The 22,636-nt window shown below is 61.2% G+C and carries 17 protein-coding genes and 1 tRNA gene; 1 reads left to right on the top strand and 17 read right to left on the bottom strand.

The window, feature by feature from the left end; all coding sequences use genetic code 11:
- Positions 1–3: 3 nt before the first annotated feature.
- From B5G34_RS06095 to B5G34_RS06070, 6 genes are all read right to left on the bottom strand, one after another.
- A complete protein-coding gene (locus B5G34_RS06095; RefSeq protein ID WP_087335216.1) occupies positions 4–498 on the bottom strand; it encodes a V-type ATP synthase subunit K in 495 nt (164 codons plus the stop codon).
- A 1-nt stretch (position 499) separates the two neighbouring features.
- Complete coding sequence (locus B5G34_RS06090; RefSeq protein ID WP_087335214.1) at positions 500–2,509, bottom strand: V-type ATPase 116kDa subunit family protein; 2,010 nt, start codon at positions 2,507–2,509, stop codon at positions 500–502.
- On the bottom strand, positions 2,509–2,823 hold the full coding sequence (locus tag B5G34_RS06085; RefSeq protein ID WP_087335212.1) for a hypothetical protein: 315 nt from the start codon (positions 2,821–2,823) through the stop codon (positions 2,509–2,511). Before B5G34_RS06085 ends, B5G34_RS06090 begins: the two co-directional genes overlap by 1 nt.
- 348 nt (positions 2,824–3,171) lie before the next feature.
- Entirely contained in the window at positions 3,172–4,980 is a 1,809-nt protein-coding gene (locus B5G34_RS06080; protein WP_087335210.1) for a DEAD/DEAH box helicase, read from the bottom strand.
- A gap of 177 nt (positions 4,981–5,157) precedes the next feature.
- Entirely contained in the window at positions 5,158–5,631 is a 474-nt protein-coding gene (locus B5G34_RS06075; protein ID WP_087335208.1) for a shikimate kinase, read from the bottom strand.
- Positions 5,632–6,000: 369 nt separating this feature from the next.
- Positions 6,001–8,142, bottom strand: a complete 2,142-nt coding sequence (locus tag B5G34_RS06070) for an S-layer homology domain-containing protein (RefSeq protein ID WP_087335205.1) — start codon at positions 8,140–8,142, stop codon at positions 6,001–6,003.
- Between the two features lie 266 nt (positions 8,143–8,408).
- Here B5G34_RS06070 and B5G34_RS06065 point away from each other — a divergent pair, with 266 nt between their 5' ends.
- Positions 8,409–8,747 (top strand): hypothetical protein, encoded by a 339-nt coding sequence (locus tag B5G34_RS06065; RefSeq protein WP_087335203.1) that lies wholly within the window; start codon positions 8,409–8,411, stop codon positions 8,745–8,747.
- 113 nt (positions 8,748–8,860) lie between these two features.
- Here B5G34_RS06065 and B5G34_RS06060 read toward each other — a convergent pair.
- The 11 genes from B5G34_RS06060 to B5G34_RS06015 all read right to left on the bottom strand — a co-directional run bounded on the left by B5G34_RS06060 (position 8,861) and on the right by B5G34_RS06015 (position 22,633).
- A tRNA-Gly gene (locus B5G34_RS06060) sits at positions 8,861–8,936 on the bottom strand.
- Between the two features lie 74 nt (positions 8,937–9,010).
- On the bottom strand, positions 9,011–10,063 hold the full coding sequence (locus tag B5G34_RS06055; protein ID WP_242956879.1) for a hypothetical protein: 1,053 nt from the start codon (positions 10,061–10,063) through the stop codon (positions 9,011–9,013).
- Between the two features lie 19 nt (positions 10,064–10,082).
- Positions 10,083–10,673 carry a lactate utilization protein gene (locus B5G34_RS06050; protein ID WP_087335202.1) on the bottom strand — a complete coding sequence of 197 codons (591 nt, stop codon included), beginning with the start codon at positions 10,671–10,673 and terminating at the stop codon, positions 10,083–10,085.
- Positions 10,674–10,702: 29 nt separating this feature from the next.
- A complete protein-coding gene (locus tag B5G34_RS06045; protein ID WP_242956877.1) occupies positions 10,703–11,569 on the bottom strand; it encodes a YitT family protein in 867 nt (288 codons plus the stop codon).
- A 27-nt stretch (positions 11,570–11,596) separates the two neighbouring features.
- Positions 11,597–13,840: a DNA topoisomerase (ATP-hydrolyzing) subunit A gene (locus B5G34_RS06040; protein WP_087335200.1), complete on the bottom strand. Its 2,244-nt coding sequence runs from the start codon at positions 13,838–13,840 to the stop codon at positions 11,597–11,599.
- Positions 13,841–13,854: 14 nt separating this feature from the next.
- Positions 13,855–15,846 (bottom strand): toprim domain-containing protein, encoded by a 1,992-nt coding sequence (locus tag B5G34_RS06035; protein ID WP_087335197.1) that lies wholly within the window; start codon positions 15,844–15,846, stop codon positions 13,855–13,857.
- 202 nt (positions 15,847–16,048) lie between these two features.
- The gene (locus B5G34_RS06030; RefSeq protein ID WP_162609432.1) at positions 16,049–18,808 is read right to left on the bottom strand and encodes an S-layer homology domain-containing protein; all 2,760 of its coding nucleotides are present in this window, start codon (positions 18,806–18,808) and stop codon (positions 16,049–16,051) included.
- Positions 18,809–19,796: 988 nt separating this feature from the next.
- On the bottom strand, positions 19,797–19,919 hold the full coding sequence (locus B5G34_RS19375; RefSeq protein WP_275532289.1) for a hypothetical protein: 123 nt from the start codon (positions 19,917–19,919) through the stop codon (positions 19,797–19,799).
- A 65-nt stretch (positions 19,920–19,984) separates the two neighbouring features.
- Complete coding sequence (locus B5G34_RS06025) at positions 19,985–20,596, bottom strand: peptidoglycan recognition family protein (protein ID WP_087335192.1); 612 nt, start codon at positions 20,594–20,596, stop codon at positions 19,985–19,987.
- A gap of 187 nt (positions 20,597–20,783) precedes the next feature.
- Positions 20,784–21,605, bottom strand: a complete 822-nt coding sequence (locus B5G34_RS06020; RefSeq protein ID WP_087335189.1) for an Mrp/NBP35 family ATP-binding protein — start codon at positions 21,603–21,605, stop codon at positions 20,784–20,786.
- 83 nt (positions 21,606–21,688) lie between these two features.
- Positions 21,689–22,633 carry an adenylyl-sulfate kinase gene (locus tag B5G34_RS06015; RefSeq protein ID WP_087335187.1) on the bottom strand — a complete coding sequence of 315 codons (945 nt, stop codon included), beginning with the start codon at positions 22,631–22,633 and terminating at the stop codon, positions 21,689–21,691.
- Positions 22,634–22,636 lie beyond the last annotated feature (3 nt).

Below are 22,636 nucleotides of genomic sequence, written 5' to 3'. Positions count from 1 at the left end.
TGCTTAGAAGCCAAACATGATCATCAGGAAGGAGATGAGCAGGGACAGGATGGCGTAGAACTCAACGATAATACACAGCACCATGCCCTTGGACCAGTCGTTGGGGTTCTTGGCCACGATGCCCACGGAGGCGGCGGCCACGCGGCCCTGAGCGATACCGGAGAGCAGACCGCCGAGAGCCATGGGGATACAGGCAGCCAGAACGATGAGGCCCTGGGCAATGGTCAGATCGCCCACGGTGCCGCTGAACAGGCCCATCTTCATCAGGGCCAGGAAGCCGATAACCAGGCCGTACAGGCCCTGGGTGCCGGGGATAACCTGCAGGATCATACACTTGGAGAACTGAGAGGGGTCCTCGGCCAGCAGACCGGCGCTGGCCTCACCGGCCAGGCCGGTACCCTTTGCGGAACCAACGCAGGCCAGGCCTGCGGCCAGAGCGGCGCCCAGGAAGCCGAAAAATGCACCTGCGTACTGAGTCAGAAATTCACCGAATGTCATGTTACTGTTCCTCCTTAATGTCGACATATTTCGTCGCGATGTTCAGGGGCCGCCAGGGGCGTCCGCCCTCTTTATAGAACTGCTTGAAGAATTCCAGGTATTGCAGACGGGATGTGTGGACATAGGTGCCGATCACGTTCAGGCCGATGTTGAAGGCGTGGCCGATGATAAAGATCACGAAGAAGATGGGGATGCCGATGGCCGGAGGCAGGCCGCCGCCGGGCATGGCGCCCAGAATGTTGAACACCTGACCGATAACGGAACCGGCCAGCATCATGACCATCAGACGGGAGTAGGAGAGGATGTCTCCAAAGTAGCCCGTCACGCCGTTGTACACCGCGCCGATGATGGCGGTCACCTTTCCGAAGCCCTTGGCGGAGCGGCCCTGGCCCAGCAGCATCAGGCAGCCGATGATGAGCACCACCGGGTAGCCCGCCACGTTGCCGATCCCGGCGGCGAAGAGGCCGATGCCGATGAAGATGACCCACCAGGTACCGATATCCAGGATGGCGTCCACCACCTGGCCGTCCCGGCAGAGCATCCAGAACTTCACGATCATACCCACGATGATCTGGACGAAGCCCACCGCCAGCGCGAAGACCAGCACGGTCATGGGGTCGCCCATCACGTTGAGCAGGGGGCCGGGCACCCCGGTCACCCCGTCGGGCACCGACAGGAAGGGGATCACCGGCTGGGACAGGCCCAGCATGTTGGTAAACTGATACAGGAAATCGGAGAAGAAGCCGCCGGTGAAGAAACCGATGACGGCGGAAGAGATGCCGCACATGATCATCAGCCGGATCAGCTGTCCGAAGCCTCCCTTGGGCCGTGCCTTCCAGTTGATGAAGGCGCAGGCCCCCGCCAGGATCAGGCCGTAGCCCAGATCGGCGAACATAAATCCAAAGAAGAAGATATAGAAGGGAGCCATGAGCCCGTTGGGGTCCACGCCGTCATAGGCGGGCAGGGAGTACATCTCGGTGATGGTGGTCAGAGGCTCGGTAAAGCGGTTGTTCTTCAGCTTCACCGGCACCACCGGGTAGTCCTCCGGGGCGGGGTCCTGGGTCTCCCAGCAGCAGTCGTACTGGCCCAGGGCCTCCAGCAGCTTTTTCTCGTCGGGAACGGGCACCCAGCCCTCCAGGAAGAAGGCGGAGCTGCTGTCCAGCAGGCGGCAGCGGGCCTCCTCCCGGGCGATCTCCTGATCGGCCCGGTCCAGGCACTGCTCCAGAGCGCCCTTTTTGGAGGCGTATTCCCCCACCTGGGCGATGGTGGCCTCCAGCTCCTTGGCGGCGGCGGCCAGCTTCTGGTCCAGCTGCCTGTCGTTCTCCGCCGCGGTGCCCGTCCAGCCCCGCAGGGCGGAGCGGGAGAAGCCGTACTCCTTGAGCACCTCCTGGCACCCCTCCTCCGCGCTGCGGTGGCAGAGGAAGACCAGATAGCTCAGCTCGTTGTCCGATCCGGCCCGCATGAGCTCATACAGGTCGGTGACAGCCCCCAGAGCCCCTTCCAGCTCGTCCAGATCGGTGGACGCGGCCACCGTACCGAACTGCACCGCCACCTCGGGGGTGGAGGCGGTCTCCAGGGGGATATCCAGCGCCAGCCAGGGCGCCAGCGCCAGTTTTTGGGTCCTCAGCTTGTTCTGCTCGGCATAGAGGCTGGAGATCTTCCGCTCCAGAGCCACCAGCTGCCCGGCGTCCGCCAGGCCGGTCCGGTAGGACTCATCGTCGAAGAGCTCCCCCTCGGTGATCACCGGCCGTGGGGTGAGAAGCCCGCCCTTCTGCTTGGGTCCGTACTTTTTCAGCGTCTTGAGGGCGTTCTCCACGCTGGAACGGGCGTCCCTGGCCTCGTTCAGCGCCCCGGTGTCCGGCCGCGTCAGGCTGGCCCAGTCGGGGTCCGCGGAGCGGTCCCCCGGCTCGTCAATCTCCACGCAGCCCAAATGCTGAAGCAGCCGCAGCATGGACGGGCGCTGATCCCGCATGCCGATGAGCCGCAGCCGCTTCATTTTCACAATGGACATCAGTTCTTCACTACCCTTCTCACGATGCTGGCAGCGGCGTCGGCCAGGCGGCCCTCCGCCTTGGCACGCAGGGCGTCGCAGGTTTTCTGGGTCTGAGCGTTCACCTCCGCCGCGTGCTTGGCCGCCGTTTCCTCGGCCGCCTTCATGAACTCACGGGCCTGGGCCTCGGCCTGAGCACGTGCCTCCGCCAGCCGGGCCTTGCCTGCCCGCTCAGCCTCCGCCACGGTGCGCTTGGCCTCCGCCTGGGCTTCCGCCCTGCGCTGCTTGTGGAGCTGCTCTGCCTCGGTGACCTGCTTGATCGCTTCCAGAGACATACTTTCACCGCCTTTCCGCATCTGTTGTCCCTTGGGACAATTTTCCCGATGTTGTTAATAATGATACTTCAATCTGACCAAGATTGCAAGTTTAAAATAGTGAGTTTAGTTTTTTCCCTTTCTTTTTTTTAGCTTCTTTTACATAGTTTTTCTCCCCATATTTCCACCTCATTTATCAATAATGCCTGATATGCCTCCTTTTTTTCCCTAATATTTCTTCGTTAATAAATTAACACAAAAATTTTTTTGTACATATTTTTTCCTTTTGCTTTTTTGTGCCCCCATGGAACTGGGCAAAAAAACGGCGCCGCCGCGAAAGTCGCGGCGGCGCCGTTGAAAAGCGGTCCGTCAGTCGTCGCTGAGGTAGTAGGGCTTCATCAGGCTGGGCTGCTCGGTGGAATCCTTCTGGCCGTTGGTGCGCAGAACGATCTCGGGCGGACGGCCCGGCCGGCCCCCCCGCTTTCTGCGGCTCTTGGGGGCGGGGGCGGGCTGAGGCTGCTTGTCCTGAGCCGCGGCCTGCTTCCTGGGGGTCTTTTCCCGGGAGGGCTGCTGCTCCTTCCTGGCAGCCTGCTTGCCCTTGGGGCTCTGCCTAGCCTCCTTGGCAGGCTGCTGCTCCCCCTTCTCCTTGCGGCGGGGCTTCTCGGGCTGCCGGGGCAGCTTCCGGGGGGCCAGCAGCCGGGCGGTGGCGTCCATAATGATATCGCTGGCCAGGGGGTCCGGCCGGCGGAAATCGTCAAAGTGAGGCTCGGGGACGGAGGGATGGGCGGGCGCGGTGGCCACCAGGGCCTCCTCCAGAGTGGCGCTGTTGCGCTGGCCGCGCTTGCGCTTTTTCTGAGTGGCCTTATCCCCCTCGGAGAGCGGAGGGGGGCATCCGGGGGGAACTGGTTCCCGCCCGGAAGGCGCGGCTTTGGAGCGGAGCGACTGACTTTCCGCAGAAAGTCTCCGCGCCTTACGCTCCTTGGCGGCGGCTCTGGCCTCGGCGTCCTCCGGGTTGACAACGCGGCCCTTCTTGTCCTTGGGCAGGGGGTCGAAGACCTCCATGGGCCAGGGGTGGTCCTCCACCACCGGGATGTCCCGGCCCAGCAGCTTCTGGATCTCCTTCAGCTCCCCCTTCTCGTTGATGTCGCAGAAGGAGATGGCGGTGCCGCCGTGGCCCGCCCGGCCGGTACGGCCGATGCGGTGGACGTAGGTCTCGGGCACGTCGGGCAGGTTGTAGTTAAAGACGTGGCTCAGCTCCTCAATGTCCAGGCCACGGGCGGCGATGTCGGTGGCCACCAGGGCGGTGATCTTGCCGTTCTTGAAGTCGGCCAGGGCCTGCTGCCGGGCGGTCTGGCTCTTGTTGCCGTGGATGGCGGCGGCGGCGATGCCCGCCTTCACCAGGTCCCCGGCCACCTTATTGGCGCCGTGCTTGGTGCGGGTGAACACCAGGGCGTTCTTCACGTCGGGCTCCAGGATCAGGGTGGCCAGCAGCTTGGTCTTGTTGCCCCGGTCCACGTAGTACAGCCGCTGGTCGATGACCTCCACCGGGGAGGAGACGGGGTTCACCGCCACCTTCACCGGGTCCACCAGCAGGGAGTCCACCAGCCCCTGGACCTCCGGAGGCATGGTGGCGGAGAAGAAGAGGGTCTGCTTCTTCTTGGGCAGCCAGCCCAGGATGCGGCGCACGTCGTGGATGAAGCCCATGTCCAGCATCCGGTCGGCCTCGTCCAGCACGAAGATCTCCAGCCTGGACAGGTCCACAAACTTCTGGTTATACAGGTCGCCCAGGCGGCCGGGGGTGGCCACCAGGATGTCCACGCCCTTTTTCAGCTGCTCCACCTGGGGGTTCTGGCCCACGCCGCCGAAGATGACGGCGGAGCGGAGGGGCAGGTGGCGGCCGTAGGCGGCAAAGCTCTCCTGGATCTGGAGGGCCAGCTCCCGGGTGGGGGTGAGGATAAGGGCCCGAATGCCCTTGCCTCTGCGGCTGTTGAGCCGCTGGAGAATGGGGGTGGCGAAGGCACAGGTCTTGCCGGTACCGGTCTGGGCGCAGCCCAGTACGTCCCGGCCCGCCAGAGCGGGGGGGATGGCCTTTTCCTGAATGGGGGAGGGGCTTTCATACCCCTGTTCGGCCAGCGCCTTCAGGATGGGCGCTTTCAGGCCGAGGTCCTGGAATGTCATGTGGTTCTTTCCTTTCCTTGCGTATGCCCCTTCCGCGCCGGGGGCACCGAAAAATAAAACTGCCGCGCGGAGGCAGAAAAAACACGACGAAGCCCGCCGGCCAGCCGGCGGGCATTTCGTACGTGATATTTCGCTATACTATAGTATATCATGATTTCTGAAAAATACAAGGGGCGGTCAGCCCAGCCGGGCCACCACCGCCGCCACCGTCTGCTCCAGGCTGTTGCCCCCCGTCACATCCACCGTCAGGTCGGCGTACTTGCGGTAGAGGGGCTCCCGGACGGCGTACACGTCGGCCAGAGTCTGGCCGGGTTCCATGGCGATGCCCCGGGTGGTGATGTTGCGGATACGCCGCTCCAGCTCCTCCAGAGGCACGTGGAGGTAGACCACCAGCCCCAGGTCCTTCAGATGGCGGGCGGCCTCCTCCCGGCAAATTGCGCTGCCGCCGGGGGCGATGACGGTGCCGGTGCAGTCCAGGTCCCGGATGACGGCCTCCTCCACGTCCAGGAAGCCCTCCACCCCCCGCTGGTCCAGGATATCCTGGAGGAGGGCGCCCTCCCGCTGCTGGATGAGCAGATCGGCGTCCAGAAAGCGATAGCCCAGGGTCTTGGCCAGCAGCACCCCCACGGTGCTCTTACCCGAGCCCGGCATTCCGATCAGCGTAATATTCTTCCTCTCCACAGCAGCAGGTCCCCTCTCGAAAAAACAGTTTGGCTCAGTATACCAGACCGGGCCCCGCCGCGCAAGAAAAACCTGCCCCCACGCGCTTGCGCGGGGGCAGGGATCTGTTGAAAAAGGCAGACCCAACGCAAAAGAGAACACAGTTCTTGCACAGGGAAAAGCCCTCGGCAGAGTTCCGCCGCCCGCAGGCGGTGGAATCAAATGAAAATCTGTTTTTTCCGGGGAAATGTGCCTCGGAAAAAACACTTCTCAGCCCGCAAGCGTACGCGCTCTGCGCGTGCGACGCAGCGGGCTGCAGCCCCCATCAAAAAAGTGGCTGTGCCACTTTTTTGAAGCTTTTTATCGGTCCATCAGCTGATAGAGCATGACCACCGCCTCCAGCCGGGTGGCGGTGCGGTTGGGGAGGAAGCGGCCGGCTCCGTCCCCCTGTACCATGCCCAGACCCTGGGCAATGGCGGCGTAGCCGTAGTACTCCGCCGGGATGTCCCCCCGGTCGGTAAAGCTGCACTGGAAGATGCCGGGGATCATAGCGGCATTGCCGTAGCCCCCCCAGTCCAGCAGCACCCGGGTCAGCTCCGCCCGGGTCACGGGCTTGTCGTCCTGCCGCTGGCTGCGGGTGATGAGCCCCATGGACACCGCCCGGTCATACACCCGGTCGGCGGCCTCCTCCTGGCTCAGGTCGGGCAGGTAGCCCTGGGTGCTCACCATCAGGGCCATCAGGTCCAGCTGGGTCAAGGCCTTGTCCGGCTCCAGCTTGCCTCCCAGCCAGCCGATGCCGTAGGAGGCCAGGGTCTCGGCCTGGGTCTTGCCCCAGCTGCCCGCCAGATCGGAGTAGGTGGGCAGGCCGTTGTCGCCCTGTTCAGCCGCCACCGGCTGGCCGGTCTTGGCGTCAATGCCCAGCAGGGATTTCTCCCGCTCCAGGGTGCAGCCCAGCTCCAGGCCCATCAGGTAGGTATAGCCCCGGTCAATGAGCTCCTGATACTGGTCCCCCCAGCGGTCCAGCCGCCGGGGCACGGCGGTGTAACCCTCCGTCACCGTGTAGGTGGCAAACCAGGCGTCCAGGGCATCCTGGGCGGAGATGGCCCCGGCAGGATCGTCAAAGACAGGGTCGCTGTCAAAGCTGCGGGACAGCCGCAGGATGGTGCCGTCGGCGCTGTCCACCCCCACGGTAATGGAGTTGGTGGGGTAGAAGTAGCCGTTGACCTTCTGGGCGAAGGTAAATACATGGACACGGCTGCCCTCCCCGGCGGCGGTGCTCTCATAGAGGGCGCAGCTCTTCCACTGCTCCCCCCACAGCTGGGCCAGGAAGGTCTCCGCCGTCTTCTGGGCGGCCTGCTGACTGACGGTGGGGGTAAAGCCCTCCTCCGCCCAGGCGTAGCCCGAGGCCTTCAGCAGGGCCCCGGTCTTGCCATCCAGGGTGACGGTGCGGCTGGAGCTTCCCTCCTGGTCCCGGGTATAGCGCAGGACAGCGCTCACCTGGCCGCTCTCCCGGTCCAGCTGATAGGCGCAGCTGGACAGCTTCCAGTCCTCCAGCTTCAGGGCCCCAAAGGTGCGGGCCTGCCGGTCCAGGTCCTCCCTGGACCACACACCGTTCATCTGGGCAATGCCCTCCTGCTCGGCGTCGGTAAGGGAGCCGTTGGATTCCCCGCTCTCGGCCCCGGCGCCGGGGGTCCCGTCGGCCCCCTGGTCCTTCTCCAGCTCATGGTACAGCTGGGTCAGGTTGACCAGCTCCCCGGTGGCGGCATCCACATAGTAGTCGTCGCCGTACTCCGGCACATAGCGCAGCACCGCCCGGCCGGGGTCGTCCTCATGGGGCACATACTCCAGCTTCAGCTCCAGGGTGCCCTTCAGCAGGGACGCCGCCTTGTCCGCCAGATCGCCGTAGGGGGCGGGGTCGGCGGGATCGTTCAGATAGGTCTGGTACAGGTCGTCCCGCTGGTAGCTCACCACCGTGCCGTCCCGGGTATCCACCTCCACCCACACACCGATGGGGGAGGGCAGGCCGTAGAACAGCAGCTCAGACTGGAAGCCGTAGGTCCGGGCCCCCACCTGACCGCCCTGTTCCCCGGCCGTCAGCTTGACGCTCTCAGGGGCGTGGAGCACCTGGTCCGCAAAGGACTGGGCGTAGGGCAGGGCCTGGGCCCGGCTCAGGGCAGGGAAGGCGCTGGAGCCGCCGCTGTCCGCCGGGCCGGCGTAATCCTCATCCCGCTGCCGGTCATAGGAGTAGATGGTGCCGTCCTCCCCGGCCATCACCCGGAGGGTCTCCCCCTCCTTCTCCCAGTTCAGGGTCCAGCAGGTGCGGAACTCGTTTTCGGTGAGATCGCCGTAGAATGTGGTGTAGGAGTCTCCGATGTTCAGCTGCTCCTTCACCGCCTGGGTCACCTGGGTCATCCGTTGGTCCGTGGGGTCGGCAGCCGCCGCAGGCAGGGCCAGAGCCACCGCCAGCACCGCCGCCAGCAGGGCGCGCGCAGTCCGTTTCATTTGGTTTCCTCCTTTGCACAAATCTTCCTACCCGGTTAGACGAAAGGAAAACCAAAAGGTTTCCATGAAAAAGAAAAAATTGTGCTTGCTTTTCTCGAACATATGTTGTATACTCAACTCGAACGAAAGTTCTATCACATCAACCGGGAACTTTTTGCCCCTCTGCTCCGTCAGAAGGACAACCTGATCCGCAGATAGTACGTTTTATGGGACAATGAGTCCGCTATACTGGGGTCAAACGCCGGAACAACAGGAGGGAAAGCGGTATGAAGACCATGTTTATCAATCTGGACGCCCGACGGGTCACCATCAGCGGATGTGAAATGGATCAGAAGGCCTGCGTGGGTCAGGAGACGGTATGCTATACCGTTCTGCCCCGGCGGAAGGAGCAGGCCCGGACAGGGAAGGTGCTGGACTTTGAGGCCTGCCGCCGCGCCCTGGAGGAGGAAACGGAAGAGAAGGCCCCCCGTATGGAGCGCCCCGCCCCGGAACAGGAGGAGGAGCCCCGCCGCCGTCTGGACCTGGCGCTGGCGGCGGACATCGCGGCGTCGGTGGGCGTGCTGCTCCTGGTGGCCGCCGTGGCCGTGCGCTTTTTCCTGGGGTAAGACCTTGCTGCATAAAACAAAACGCAGGACATCCTTTGTGGGATGCCCTGCGTTTTATTACAGAGTCCAGAAAAAGAAAGAGACAGGACATACGTCCTGTCTTTTTCTTTTTCTGGAGCAGGTGACGAGGCTCGAACTCGCTACCTCCACCTTGGCAAGGTGGCGCTCTACCAGATGAGCTACACCTGCAAGCGACGGATGTTATTATAGCAATCCATGTCGCCAATGTCAAGGGAAATTTTCGATTTTTTTATTTTTTCTGTTCAGGCCTCCTGGCCCTCCCACTGATAGCCCATCTCAGCCATCTGGGCGGCGGTATAGGTCTGGCCGGTGCTGCGGCTCAGGTCCACCCATACGGCGGCCCCGTTGCGCACCACCCGGTTGAAAAACCGGGGCTCCCCCTGGAAGGTGCCCTCCACGATGTCGCTCTCTAGTCCCAGGCCGTCGCACAGCAGCTGGAAGGCCAGGGCCAGGCCCTCGTGGTTGGCCCCCTTGCCCACCAGGGCGTCCCAGGCGGTGGAACCGCCCTGGGCGCTCACCTTTACCGCGCCGGGCAGGGCCTCCATCAGCAGGTCCAGCCGGCGGGTCTCGATCTGATAGCGGATGGGGGAGAGGATGGTCTCCGCCTGCTCCATGAGCTCCTGGCTCTGCCGCTTGAGGGCAGTGGACTCCTGGGGGTAGTCCAGCAAAATCTCCACAATGCGCTGGGTACCCGTTTCCGGGTAGAGGGTGACGGTACACTCCGGCATACCCAGAGCGGCGGCCGGGGTATCGTAATAGGCCTGGCGTACCTGCTCCTTCACCGTGTCGGCGTCGCCGGTGAAGTAGCCCACCCGCAGGGCCAGCTCGGTCTTGAAGGAGGACAGGGCCTGGACCGTCTCCTCCCGGATGGCGCTGGTGCCGGTGATGTTCACCAGGGAGCTGATTTGGTCCAGGGTGCGCTTGTAGGAGATGGTGATGGTGGCCTCATAGGTGGTGAGGATGGTGGTGTAGTCGTTTTTGATGAAGTCCACCGCGTAGGCCCCCAGGGGGTCATCTTTGGCCACCTCCAGGCAGGCCCGGTTCAGGTCCTCCTCCACATCGCCGTTGTAGTCGGTGAGCTGGATGATCCCTGTCTCCATGCCCTGAGTGACGAAGAAAAGCACGCCGTTGACCAGCTCGGAGTAGGTGCTGGCCTTGACGGTGGAGGAGTCCTCCCCCAGCACCGGCTGCTCCACATGGGGCTCCACCACGGTGTAGGTCGAGCCGTTGAGGGAGACGCAGCCCGACAACAGCAGGCTCAGGCACAGCGCCAGGGCCGGTATCCGCTTGTTCACAGGCTGCCCCTCCTTTCTCTTAAAAGCCCAGGTCCTCGTCCACCAGCACCACTTCGGTGCGGCCGATGCCGCTGGAGGCCTCCCACAGTACCATCATGCCCCGGCACAGCCGGTCCGGACTTTTGCAATCATAGCATTTGTCCCCCTTGACGGCGCAGGGGGTTTTCCGCTGGAGCCGGATGGCGTTTTTGGGGGAGGCCACGTTGCGGGCCCGCCACACCGCCCCGTCATAGTCGGGAGAGAGCTTGTTGCGGCCCACCAGGAAGTAGACCTCCTCATGGCCGAAGACGGTGGAGGCGATGCGGTTGCCCACCCCGTCGATGTTGACGATCTCGCCGGTCTCCGCCAGGCCGTTCACCGAGGACAGGTAGACCTGGGCCGTGGCGGCAGCCTCCTTGCTGCCCCCCTCCCAGTGGGCGTGGATGGTGTTGTGGGTCTTGAGCCGGTCAAAGAGCCCGGTCTCCCGGACGCTCACCGAGCCGCCCACACCGATGGTCCTGCCGTCCAGCTTGCCGTCCAGATAGTCCACGGCCTCCGCCGCGGTGGCAAAACAGGTGACGGCATAGCCCCGTTGCTCCAGATTGGCCTTTACCTTGGTAAAATCCGTCATAAAAACCCTTCCTTTCTCTTTGGACGGGATCAGATCTCGTCCTTGCTGTAGGTGCGGAAGCCCTCGCCCAGTACGTCGTGGGCGTCGCACACGATGAGGAAGGCGTGGGGATCGATCTCGTTGACCTTCTCCTTCAGGGGCACGATCTCCTTCTGCTTGAAGGCCACCATCAGCACCTTCTTCTCGTCGCCGGAGTAGGCCCCCTCCCCGTGGAGGATGGTGGCGCCCCGGTCCATGGCCATCACCGCGTCGGTGATCTCCTTGCAGGAGTCGCTGATGATATAAGCCACCTTGGAGCTGTCCAGGCCATAGAGCACCATGTCCATCACCTTGGTGGTGATAAAGAGGGAGACAATGCCGTACAGGGCGGTCTCCACCTTGCCGAAGGCCATGGCCGCCAGGGCGATGACGATAAAGTCGGGGATGAGCACCAGGGTGCCCATGGGCAGCCAGGCAAATTTCAGCTTGAGCAGCCGGGCGATCAGGTCGGTGCCGCCGGTGGTGGCCCCCTTGGAGAACACCAGGCCGATGCCCAGGCCCAGCAGGGCTCCGCCGAAGATGGCGGCCAGCATGGTGTCCATGGGGGGGAACCGGTAGATCATATCCATCACATCGATGGCAAAGGAGCTGAAGGTCATGGCGTACAGGGAGGACACCAGCAGATGGCCGCCGATATACTTCCAGCCCAGGAAAAACAGGGGGACGTTCATCACAAAGACGGTGGTGCCCACCGGCAGGACGGGAATAATGGCGTTGAGCACCTGGCCCAGGCCGGTAAGGCCGCCCATGGCCACCAGGTTGGGGGCGTAAAAGATATTATAGGCCAGGGCGTACAGGATGGAGCCCAGTGTGATGACGGCATAACTTTTTACATAATGGCGCACAGTGTGTTTCAACGGTGATACCTCATTTCTCTGGCTGGATCACAGCAGGCTGATCTGTTCCTCGCCCCGGTCCTCCTCCTTCAGCAGGGCACCCGCCACCGGCAGGGACCGTGCCCGGTACCGGGCGGCGTTGACGATAGTGGTCTCGCTCAGGGGCTGGGCCTTTTCCACCTTCCACTTGGGCTTGAGGGTCATGACGTTGACACCCTGGGTGGACCGGGTGGTCTTGGGGGTGAGGGCGGCGGTGTGGAACACCAGGCAGCGGCCCTCGGTGGAGGTTACAGCCACCTCCAGATCCTCCTTGATGTGGAGGGCGGCGGCCAGGGGGGACTTATCGGAGTAGGCGCCGGTGAGCTTCCGCCGCTTGGTCTGGGTCTGGTAGGCGGCCACCTCCACCCGGGCCACCTTGCCGTTTTCAAAGAAGAAGAGGATGTGGCCGGAGTAGTCGCTGGTGAGGCAGGCCCACACAAAGCTCTCCTCCGGGTCCATGCCCAGCTTGGTGGGCAAAAAGTCGCCCAGCACGCTGGCCTTGGCGTCGTCGAACTCGCTGAGGGGGGCCTTGTAGCACTGCTGCTTGTCGGTGAACACCAGCAGCATGTTCCGGTTGTTCCCCTCCCAGTACAGGTAGGGACCGTCCCCCTCCTTGTACTTCTGCTCGCTGCTCATGCGCAGGGACTGGTGGGTGATCTTCTTGAAGTAGCCCTCTTTGGAGCAGAAGACGTGGACCGGGTAGTCGGGGGTCTCGTCCTCCTCCTCCACCCCGCCGGCAGCCTGATAGTCGTAGACGATCTCGGTGCGCCGGGGTGCGGCATACTTCTTTTTCACAGCCGCCAGTTCCTGGGAAATGATCTTCTTGATGCGGCCGGGGTTGTTGACGATGTCCTGGAGGTCGGCGATCTCCTCCTCCAGGCCGGCCACCTCCTCAATCCGCTTGAGGATATACTCCTTGTTGATGTTGCGCAGCTTGATGTCGGCCACATATTCCGCCTGGATGTTGTCGATGCCGAAGCCGATCATCAGGTTGGGCACCACCTCGGCGTCCTCCTCGGTCTCCCGGATGATCTTGATGGCCCGGTCGATGTCCAGCAGGATCTTTTTCAGGCCCTTGAGCAGGTGGAGCTTCTCCTGCTTTTTCTTCATCACGTGGTAGGTCCGGCGGCGCACGCCGTCCATCCGCCAGGCGGTCCACTCCTCCAGGATCTCGCCCACCCCCATGACCCGGGGCATACCGGCGATGAGGATGTTGAAGTTGCAGGAGCAGGCGTCCTGCAGGGTGGTGGACTTGAAGAGCTTGGCCATCAGCTTGTCCGGGTCGGTGCCCCGCTTCAGGTCGATGGTAATCTTCAGGCCGTTCAGGTCGGTCTCATCCCGCATGTCGGCAATTTCTTTGATCTTGCCCGCCTTGATGAGCTCGGCCACCTTGTCCATAATGGCCTCCACCGTGGTGGTGTAGGGGATCTCGTACACCTCGATGAGGTTCTCGCTCTTGAGGTAGCGCCACCGGGCCCGCACCTGGAAGGAGCCCCGGCCGGTGTCGTAGATCTGCCGCAGAGCGGCTTCGTCGTACAACAGCTCGCCGCCGGTGGGGAAGTCGGGGGCCTTCAGGTACTCCATCAGGTTGACCTTGGGGTTTTTCAGGAAAGCGGCCGCGGCGTCGCACACCTCCGCCAGGTTGAAGCCGCACAGGTTGGAGGCCATACCCACGGCGATGCCCTGGTTGGCGCTCACCAGCACGTTGGGGAAGGTGGTGGGCAGCAGGGTGGGCTCTTTCATGGAGCCGTCGTAGTTGTCCACAAAGTCCACCGTGTCCTGGTCGATGTCCCGGAAGAGCTCGGCGCAGATGGGGTCCAGCCGCACCTCGGTGTAACGGCTGGCCGCCCAGGCCATATCCCGGGAGTACACCTTGCCGAAGTTGCCCTTGGAGTCCACCAGGGGGTGGAGCAGGGCGCCGTAGCCCCGGGAGAGGCGCACCATGGTGTCGTAGATGGCGGCGTCGCCATGGGGATTCAATTTCATGGTCTGGCCCACCACGTTGGCGCTCTTGGTGCGGTTGCCACCCAGCAGATGCATCTGGTACATGGTGTACAGCAGCTTGCGGTGGGAGGGCTTGAAGCCGTCGATCTCGGGGATGGCCCGGGAGACGATGACGCTCATGGCGTAGGGCATGTAGTTGAGCTCCAGGGTCTCGGTGATGGGCTGCTCCAGCACCTCGGGCCGCAGGCCCATGACGTTGGGGTTATTGACCTTCTTCGCCCCCTCCTCGGGGGTCCTTTTCTTAGCCATTCAGTTTCATCCTTTTACGAAATATCCGCCAGCTCCAGATATTTATACCCGTTCTCGGCGATGTGGTCCTTGCGGCCCTGGAGGTTGTCCCCCAGCAGCAGGTCGAAGACCTGGGCGGTACGCTCCACGTCCTCGGGCATGACCTTGATGAGCCGCCGTGTGGCGGGGTTCATGGTGGTGAGCCACATCATGTCGGGCTCGTTCTCGCCCAGGCCCTTGGAGCGGTTGATGGAGCACTTCTTGCCCGAGAGCTCCCCGTTTACGATCTCGTTCTTCTCGGCGTCGGAGTAGGCGAACCAGGTCTTTTCCTTGTAGTTGATCTCATACAGGGGGGATTCCGCGATATACACATAGCCCCGCTGGATCAGGGTGGGGGTCAGGCGGTAGAGCATGGTCAAGATCAGGGTGCGGATCTGGAAGCCGTCCACGTCGGCATCGGTACAGATGACGATCTTGTTCCACCGCAGGTTCATGAGGTCAAAGGCGGCCAGGTCCTTGGCGTGCTTGTCGTGGACCTCCACGCCGCAGCCCAGCACCTTCAAAAGGTCGGTGATGATCTCGCTTTTGAAGATCTTGGCGTAGTCGGCCTTCAGGCAGTTCAAAATCTTGCCCCGGACGGGCATGATGCCCTGGAACTCGGCGTCCCGGCTCAGCTTGACGCTGCCCAGAGCGGAATCGCCCTCCACGATATAGAGCTCCCGGCGGGTGGTGTCCTTGGTGCGGCAGTCCACAAACTTCTGCACCCGGTTGGAGATATCCACATTGCCCGACAGCTTCTTTTTGATATTCAGCCGGGTGCGCTCGGCGTTCTCACGGGAGCGCTTGTTGATAAGCACCTGCTCGGCGATCTTGGCTGCGTCAAAGGGGTTTTCGATGAAATAGACCTCCAGCTGGGAGCGGAGGAACTCGGTCATGGCCTCCTGGACGAACTTGTTGGTGATGGCCTTCTTGGTCTGGTTCTCGTAGGAGGTCTGGGTGGAGAAGTTGTTGCTCACCAGCACCAGACAGTCCTCCACGTCGGCCCAGGTCAGCTTGCTCTCGTTCTTCTGGTACTTGCCCTGGGCCTTGAGATAGGCGTCAATGCCGTTGACAAAGGCCGACTTCACCGCCTTCTCCGGGGAGCCGCCGTGCTCCAGCCAGGAGGAGTTGTGGTAGTGCTCGATGACCTGCACCGTGTTGGAGAAGCAGAAGGAGACCGACAGCTTCACCTTGTACTCGTCCTTGTCCGCCCGGTCCCGACCCCGCCGCTCGGTCTGCCAGAACACCGGCTGGGTCAGGGGGTTGTCCCCCGCCAGCTCCTTCACATAGTCCTCGATGCCGTTTTCATACTTGAAGTCGGTGGTCTCGAACCTGCCCCCCACCTGGTTGCGGAACCGGAAGGTGATGCCGGCGTTGACCACCGCCTGCCGTTTGAGCACGTCCAGGTAGTATTCCACCGGAATGTCGATGTCGGTGAACACGTCCAGGTCGGGCAGCCAGCGGAACTTGGAGCCCGTCTTTTTGCCGCTGTAGGGCTCCTTTTTCAGGCCACCCACGTTCTCGCCCTTCTCAAAGTGGAGGGTGTACTCGTATCCGTCCCGGTGGATCACCGCGTCAAAATAGGCGCTGGCATACTGGGTGGCGCAGGAGCCCAGGCCGTTGAGGCCCAGGGAATACTCGTAGTTGTCGCCGGAGTTGTTGTTGTACTTGCCGCCGGCGTACAGCTCACAGAACACCAGCTCCCAGTTGTACTTCTGCTCCTTCTCGTTCCAGTCCACCGGGCAGCCCCGGCCGAAGTCCTCCACCTCAATGGACTTGTCCTCATACCGGGTGAGGGTGATGAGATTGCCGTGGCCCTCCCGGGCCTCGTCAATGGCGTTGGACAGGATCTCAAACACCGCGTGCTCGCAGCCCTCCAGCCCGTCGGAGCCGAAGATGACCGCCGGGCGCTTGCGGACCCGGTCCGCCCCCTTCAGGGAGGAAATGGAGTCGTTGCCGTAACTTTTGGGGGAAGAACTTCTTGCCATGGGCCTCTCCTCATATCATAAAACTGCCGACCCTTTCGGGCCGGCGCCAAATGTGCGCATACGGTATTATATTACCCCATCTCCGCCGGAAGTGTCAAGAAAACGCAGCGGCACACCTGCCGGTGGGAACGAAATTGCCGCGCCGGTGAAAACACCGGCGCGGCAATGACAGGCCCGCGTCAGGCCTTTGGAACCATGGGATTTACAGCTGGATGAACCGCATGAGGATGGTGGCCACCTCGGCGCGGGAGGCGGAGCCCTGAGGATTCAGCTCCCCGGCGCCGTTGCCGGTGATGATGCCGTTGTCCACGGCCCACACCATGGCACGGACCGCCCAGTCGCTGACCTCATCCCGGTCGGGATAGTCGGGCAGATCCTTCTCCACCATGGGGCTGCCGGCGTAACGCCACAGCATGGTCACCAGCTGCTCACGGGTCAGATCGGCCTCCAGGTTGGTGCCGTCGGACACGCCCTCGGCTACCGCCCAGGCGGCGCCCGCCTCGTACCAGGTGGAACCGGTGGAGGTGTCCACCCCGTCATAGCGGGCCAGCATGGTGAGCATCATGGCACGGCTGGTGGTGACGGAGGGGGAGAAGGTGGTGGCGGAGGTGCCGTTCATGAGCTCGTTCTCATAGACGTACACCACAGCGTCGTAGAACCAGTCCTGCTCAGCCACGTCGCTGAAGGGCAGCTCGGGCTGCTCAGGCTCCACCTCGATCTCGGTGAAGGTGGCCTTCACGGTCACCTTGCCTGCGGGCATCTTGAAGGTATACTTGTTGTCGTCCTTCTGGGTCAGGGTGACCTTGTCGCCGTCCTTGTCGGTGACGGTCAGCTTGCCCAGCTCATAGCCCTCGTCGGGCTTGACGGTGATGGTGACGGTCTCACCCTTCTCGGCACGGGTGGGGGACACGGTGATCTTGCCGCCCTCGGCCTTGTCCACACTGACCTGGTAGGTGGTGGAGGAAGAGGAGCCGCCGCCCTGGTCAATATAGCTCCACCGAGCGGTGAAGGTGGTATCAGCAGAGATGGTGACGGTACCTGTGTACACCTTGTTATCCACGCTGCTGAGCCAGCCGTTGAAGCGGTAGCCAGGCTTGTTTAGATTGGGAAGGGTATAGGTTTCACCCTTTGCCACAGCACTGGTGGTGATGGTACCATCTGCGTTAATTGTAATCTTGCAGACCAAAGATTCGTCTGCGCCGGTATCTATGGTAGCATTTCCGTTATTGGCGATCACCAGGTCGGAGATCCACTGCTCCGCTCCACTCTCGGATTTGATCTTGATGTCCACCGGAGCATTGCCGGTAAAGGTATTGCCGGTAATCGTCACGTGCTTCATTGCAGCATTATTCATGGGATGAACAGCAACAGCGGCAGAAATACCCTCTACACCCTTTACATTTTCAAAAGTACAGTTGGTGATGCTCCAGTTTTCAGAAGGAGTGCCGGGTGTACGGGGAGCAAAATTAACAGCAACGGCCTCATAATTTGCAGAGATATTCTTAAACTGGCAGTTGTCTACCACCACATTCTGACCGCCGGGAAGATAAATGCCATTGGCTTTGCTTGTATTGCCCTCATCATTATTAATAATATTTTCAAACACACAGCCTCTGATAACAATATCGGAAGCTTTGGTATCCGGACTTGCAGCGGCCACATACAGCGCATTGCTTGTAGCATTGGTAAATTTCACGTTTTCCAACGTCAGGCCGGAACAGGTCGCGTTGCTCCCAACCTTGAGAATAGTGGAGGCGGCTCCATTTCCGTCCAGCGTTAGATCTTTGACCTTGATATTGCTGCAATCCCCTGTATTCAGATTCAGCAGATAATTATCGGTTCCTTTCAGGATGGTTTCATCCATGCCCGCACCGATCAGGGTAATGTTCTTCTTATTGCTGAGATTGAGCGTAGCTACGTCATAAGTACCGGCAGCCAAAACGATAGTGTCGCCGTCCTTGGCAGCGGCAACGGCCGTTCCCAGCGTATATCCTTCGGTCTTGCCAACAATCAGGCATCCGTCTTCGGCCTCAACCATGGCGGGCTGGTTCTGAACATAGGCTCCATGATTGTTTTTGCTCAGCTCAACCGTCTGTTTGGCATAGTTGTTGGCAGTGTTGGGAGTATTGACCACGATGGCAATATCCACAGCGTTTTCGCCGAAGGTGTTGCCGGTGATGGTCATATTGGAGTCACCGCAGATGACCCAGCCCCGGGTATTGTCCACATAGTTATTGGAAATGGTGCCGGTACAGTTGTTGATATAGGCAGGCTGACGCAGATTCTTAAAGGTATTGCCGGTAATGCTCAGGTTGGTGGCACCCGCCTCGCCCACGATGGCCCGGCTGGTTTCGCTGTCCCCCTGCACATACCGCCCGGTGACCGTGCAATCCTTGACCGTGCTGCCGGACTTCATCAGGATCACATGATCCATGGCTTTGACAGGCAGATCAATCGTCAAGCCCTCCAGCTTAGCTCCGTTGGAGAGGACGAAGGACGCGGCCGCAGAATTCGCAGTTACAGTGACGCCCTCATTAGCAGTCAGGGTAACATTCTGATTCAGGGTAACCGCGCTGCTCAGAATAATGCTCTGCAGCAGTGTGATGGTATCACCCGCCTTGGCATCGGAGATAGCCGCCTCCAGGGTGTCATAGCCCATATTACCGATTTGCGCCACAGCGGTCTTAGTGTTGATCATAATCTGGCCAGTCTTACTATCCCACATCATGCCGGGGGCAACATAGCTGTTTACGTCGTCGGTAAACTTGCCGCCGGTGATGGTGATGTTAAGGGCGCCTTTATCCTCCATAGCCCCGACGGTACCGGTAAAGGTGCCGCCTGTGACATGAACCGTGCCCTCGGCTTCTTCACCAGCTTTGTACGTAACACCCAGGGCATGGCCATCTTCGGCCGCAGTAACCTGGGTGCCATCTCCCGAGATGGTCACGTCGGTATATTGCACCTCAATACCATCCTGGCCGGAGATAACACTATTTTCTACAATAAGGGTCTGCCGGCCCTGGTCTTGCGCCCCAGCGCTGGCCTTGTTATTAGAAATGAAAACAGCGCAGGAATCTGTATCACTGGGTGTAGTAATTGTGCTGTTCTTGATCGTATAAATCGATCCGCCGTCCTTTCCCTGCTGGTAAACGCCATAGGTACCGGCTTGGATCTTAGCTCTATCCAGAGTGACGTTGTTCTTGGGGCCCATGCCAAAGACAGCAATATTTTTTGAAATGATTGTACCGTAAACTTTGAGATCGGTATAGCCAACAGTCACGATACCGTCTTCGGCATTAACGGTTGCGTCTTCGGCAATAATGATAGTACAGCCGGGGCCCTTTTCAGTTTCCTTAAATGCCTGAATGCCGGCACCCTTAGCAGCTGTGTTTTTATATGTGCCGTTTTGAATTTTAAATTCAACATTATAATTTACAACGAATCCATACTCTCCAGCATACGTCAAGGTATACCCACCCAGATCGAGTATCATATCTTTCAAGATTGCTTTCTGCCTTGTGTAGTCTCGTTTCAGGGTGGCATTTTTCAATAGCTTAACTGTACAGTCGCCGGTCCTGTTGGCCGCATCGATGGCCTCCCCTATGGTGTCATAGTGAGTGCTGCCGATGGCCGCCTCGTGGCTGCAGGTCTCATCACTTGGGCAGTCGGTAGTGCTGGTCGCCAGCGCTGTTACCGGCAGAAGGCTCAGGAGCATGGCGCAAGTCAGCAAAATACTGAACGCGCGTGTTCGTATTTTCCTCATAGCTTTGATTCCTCCCTTATATTTTGGCCCGCGCCCGTCCGGCCGCACTCGGTCCATTAAGGTTTCTTTTGCTCTTTCTGACGAAAGAGCAAACAGCAGGACGTCCTGCTGTGGCGCAGCCGCAAGCCAAATTTTTACACCCACATTATACTTGACGAATCCTTAGCAAGGGCCTTTCCGCTTGTATTTATGCCGCGTCCTCTTCCAGTTCCGCCAGCGCCTCCCGCTCGGAATCGGCGGAGAACCGGAAGCGGCCCGCAGCGTCGTATACCTCAACATGTCCATATACATAGCGAAGTTCAAATTCCATGGGTCAGCGCTCCTTTCCTGTATCGTTGGATACAGGATACCAGAGCTGCTGTCCTATAAATCGGACTATTCTTTCAGGTCCGCGAGAAAGTCCTCCCAGGCCTGGGGGTTGCGTACGTAATAGAGGGGGCACTCCTTGCCGGTGACGTCGTAGTGGCGGATGACCTGGTCGGTATCCAGGTGGTACTCCTCCATCAGCCAGCGGACCAGGCGTACCAGGGAGTCGTAAGTAGCCTGGGTAAAGACCCCGGTGTCGTCAGGGTGGCAGCACTCGATGGAGATGGTATCTACGTTTCTCGGCCCGGTGCAGTAGGCGATCTCATCCAGAGGGACGTTGCAGATGATCTCCCCCTCCATGCCAATAAGGAAATGGCTGGAGGCGTAGGTCTCCCCGGTGGTGGCCAGGTTTTTGAAGTAGCTGTGGTTCTGCTCCGCCGTGGTGCCCGGGTTGCCCACATAGTGGACCACCACGCCGTTGACCTGCTCCAGGGTCTCCCCGGGCCGGGAGTAGGGATTGATGGGGAGCAGCTCCTCCCTGATCCAGTCGGGCAGGTTGCCGGAGGGCTGGGGGGCGGAGAAAAAGCCCCGCCAGACCAGAAAAGCGCCCCCCAGCAGAACCAGCACCAGCAGGACGGGGAGCAGAGGGCTGCGGCGGCGTTTTTTGACTCGGGTGGCCATGGGCCTGTCCCTCCTTTTTTTGCCATAAAGCAGAAACACAGGCCCGCCGCCTGTTGCGGGCCTGTGTTTCCAAGATCTGAAAAAGAGAGGAAAGAGAGGAGTGGTATGTCTCAACCACGGTCTTATCCTATCCTCTCCCTGTGAACCCGTTTTGAACCGGATGTGAACGTTTTGTTAAGGCTGATTTTTATTCCGCCAGGGACTTGGCCACGTCGGTGAGATAGTTCTGCTCCAGGTCCTCGATCTTGCCGGCGTCGCAGGCGGCGGCAACAGCGGGGTCCATGGGCAGCCGGGCCAGCACCTTCAGGCCCAGACCGGCGGCCACCTGGTCGATGTGGCTCTCGCCGAAGATGGCGTGGCGCTTGCCGCAGTCGGGGCACTGGAAGTAGGAGTAGTTCTCCACCAGGCCCAGCACGGGGATGTGCATCATCTCGGCCATCTTGACGGCCTTGGTGACGATCATGCTCACCAGATCCTGGGGAGAGGTGACCACCACGATGCCGTCGATGGGCAGGGACTGGAACACGGTCAGGGGCACGTCGCCGGTTCCGGGAGGCATGTCCACGAACATGTAGTCCACGTCCCCCCAGATCACGTCGGTCCAGAACTGCTTGACGGTACCGGCAATGACGGGGCCGCGCCACACCACAGGGTCGGTCTCATGCTCGGTGAGCAGGTTGAGGCTCATGATGCCGATGCCGGTCTTGGTCTCGGCGGGGTAGATGCCCAGCTCGCTGCCCTCGGCCCGGGTGTGGATGCCGAAGGCGGCGGGGATGGAGGGGCCGGTGATGTCGGCGTCCAGGATGGCCACCTTCTTGCCCATGCGGCGCATAGCCACCGCCAGGGAGGAGGTCACCAGGCTCTTGCCCACGCCGCCCTTGCCGCTGACCACGGCGATGACCTTGCCGATGTGGGACAGGCCGTTGGCGGGGACGTGGAGGTCCTGGGGCGCGGTGCGCTCGCCGCAGCTCTCGCCGCAGGAGGAACAGTTATGGGTACATTCTGACATGGTTGTTTTCCTTCTTTCCTATGTTTTTACCAGAGATTACGATGGGAAGAGCGGCGGGGGACAGGCCCCCGCCTGTTGGTTATTTAATAGTGATAGCTGCCCCCGCCGATGAACTCCCGGATGAGGGACTCGGGGGACACCAGGGCCGGGTCCACCGGTTCAAACTGCCGGAAGGCCTCCACCAGGTCGTGGAACTCCTGACAGCGGGGATTGTCGGCGGGGATCTGGTCCACCGCCTCTTTCAGGGCATGGGCGTAGTTGGCGAACACCGACACCTCGTAGGGCAGGGAGGAGTCGATGATCACGTTGGCCCGGTTTTTGAAGGGGGAGATGTACTTCTTCTCGCCCCGGCGCACATTATACCACATCAGGAGCGTTTCTAAAAGGTCTGTGCCCCGGAAATTATAATCCCGTACCGCCCGGCGGGAAATGCGCATCCAGGTGCCCTTGAACCGCAGCTCCTCCCCCTCCAGCACGTTGGAGCGGGCGGAGATGTACAGGCCGGTGGCCTCCGGGTGGCGGCCGAAGATGTCGCTGTTGAGGGCGTGGATGCCCTCAAAAATGGCGATCTCGTTTTTGTCCAGCTTGAGGAAGGTGCCCCGGCTGTCGTTGCGCATCTGGCGGGCAAACTCGTACTTGGGCACCACCACCCACTCTCCCCGGGACAGCTTGGAGAAGGTCTCGTCCAGCAGGTCCAGGTCCAGCAGGACGGGAGACTCGTAGTCGATGTCCCCCTCGGGGGTGCGGGGGGCGGTCCTGCGGTTGAGGGTTTTATAGTAGTTGTCCATGGAGATGGTGTGGGTGTTCACACCCCGGCGCTCCAGCTCCTGCTCCAGCTTGAGGGCGGTGGTGGTCTTGCCCGAGCCGGAGGGGCCGGACAGCAGCACAATGGGGCTCTCCTTCATGCGGTCCAGGATCTGGTCCACCGCGGAGTCGATGCGGCTCTGGTAGGCGGCGTCGCAGGCCTCCAGATAGCCTTTGGGATCGGTGCGGACACTCTCGTTGATCTCCTTGAGCTGATAGGGCATAAT

Origin of the sequence: Flavonifractor sp. An82 (assembly GCF_002159265.1) — a bacterium.
Lineage (GTDB): Bacteria > Bacillota > Clostridia > Oscillospirales > Oscillospiraceae > Flavonifractor.
Note: the sequence above shows the minus strand (reverse complement) of the source record. Positions and strands in the feature narration are given on the sequence as shown.

Bases quoted from the DNA above. Each gene is read 5' to 3' on its own strand.
- B5G34_RS06095 (WP_087335216.1), bottom strand. From the start codon at position 498: ATGACATTCGGTGAATTTCTGACTCAGTACGCAGGTGCATTTTTCGGC.
- B5G34_RS06090 (WP_087335214.1), bottom strand. From the start codon at position 2,509: ATGTCCATTGTGAAAATGAAGCGGCTGCGGCTCATCGGCATGCGGGAT.
- B5G34_RS06085 (WP_087335212.1), bottom strand. From the start codon at position 2,823: ATGTCTCTGGAAGCGATCAAGCAGGTCACCGAGGCAGAGCAGCTCCAC.
- B5G34_RS06080 (WP_087335210.1), bottom strand. From the start codon at position 4,980: ATGACATTCCAGGACCTCGGCCTGAAAGCGCCCATCCTGAAGGCGCTG.
- B5G34_RS06075 (WP_087335208.1), bottom strand. From the start codon at position 5,631: ATGCCGGGCTCGGGTAAGAGCACCGTGGGGGTGCTGCTGGCCAAGACC.
- B5G34_RS06070 (WP_087335205.1), bottom strand. From the start codon at position 8,142: ATGAAACGGACTGCGCGCGCCCTGCTGGCGGCGGTGCTGGCGGTGGCT.
- B5G34_RS06065 (WP_087335203.1), top strand. From the start codon at position 8,409: ATGAAGACCATGTTTATCAATCTGGACGCCCGACGGGTCACCATCAGC.
- B5G34_RS06050 (WP_087335202.1), bottom strand. From the start codon at position 10,673: ATGACGGATTTTACCAAGGTAAAGGCCAATCTGGAGCAACGGGGCTAT.
- B5G34_RS06040 (WP_087335200.1), bottom strand. From the start codon at position 13,840: ATGGCTAAGAAAAGGACCCCCGAGGAGGGGGCGAAGAAGGTCAATAAC.
- B5G34_RS06035 (WP_087335197.1), bottom strand. From the start codon at position 15,846: ATGGCAAGAAGTTCTTCCCCCAAAAGTTACGGCAACGACTCCATTTCC.
- B5G34_RS19375 (WP_275532289.1), bottom strand. From the start codon at position 19,919: ATGGAATTTGAACTTCGCTATGTATATGGACATGTTGAGGTATACGAC.
- B5G34_RS06025 (WP_087335192.1), bottom strand. From the start codon at position 20,596: ATGGCCACCCGAGTCAAAAAACGCCGCCGCAGCCCTCTGCTCCCCGTC.
- B5G34_RS06020 (WP_087335189.1), bottom strand. From the start codon at position 21,605: ATGTCAGAATGTACCCATAACTGTTCCTCCTGCGGCGAGAGCTGCGGC.
- B5G34_RS06015 (WP_087335187.1), bottom strand. From the start codon at position 22,633: ATGCCCTATCAGCTCAAGGAGATCAACGAGAGTGTCCGCACCGATCCC.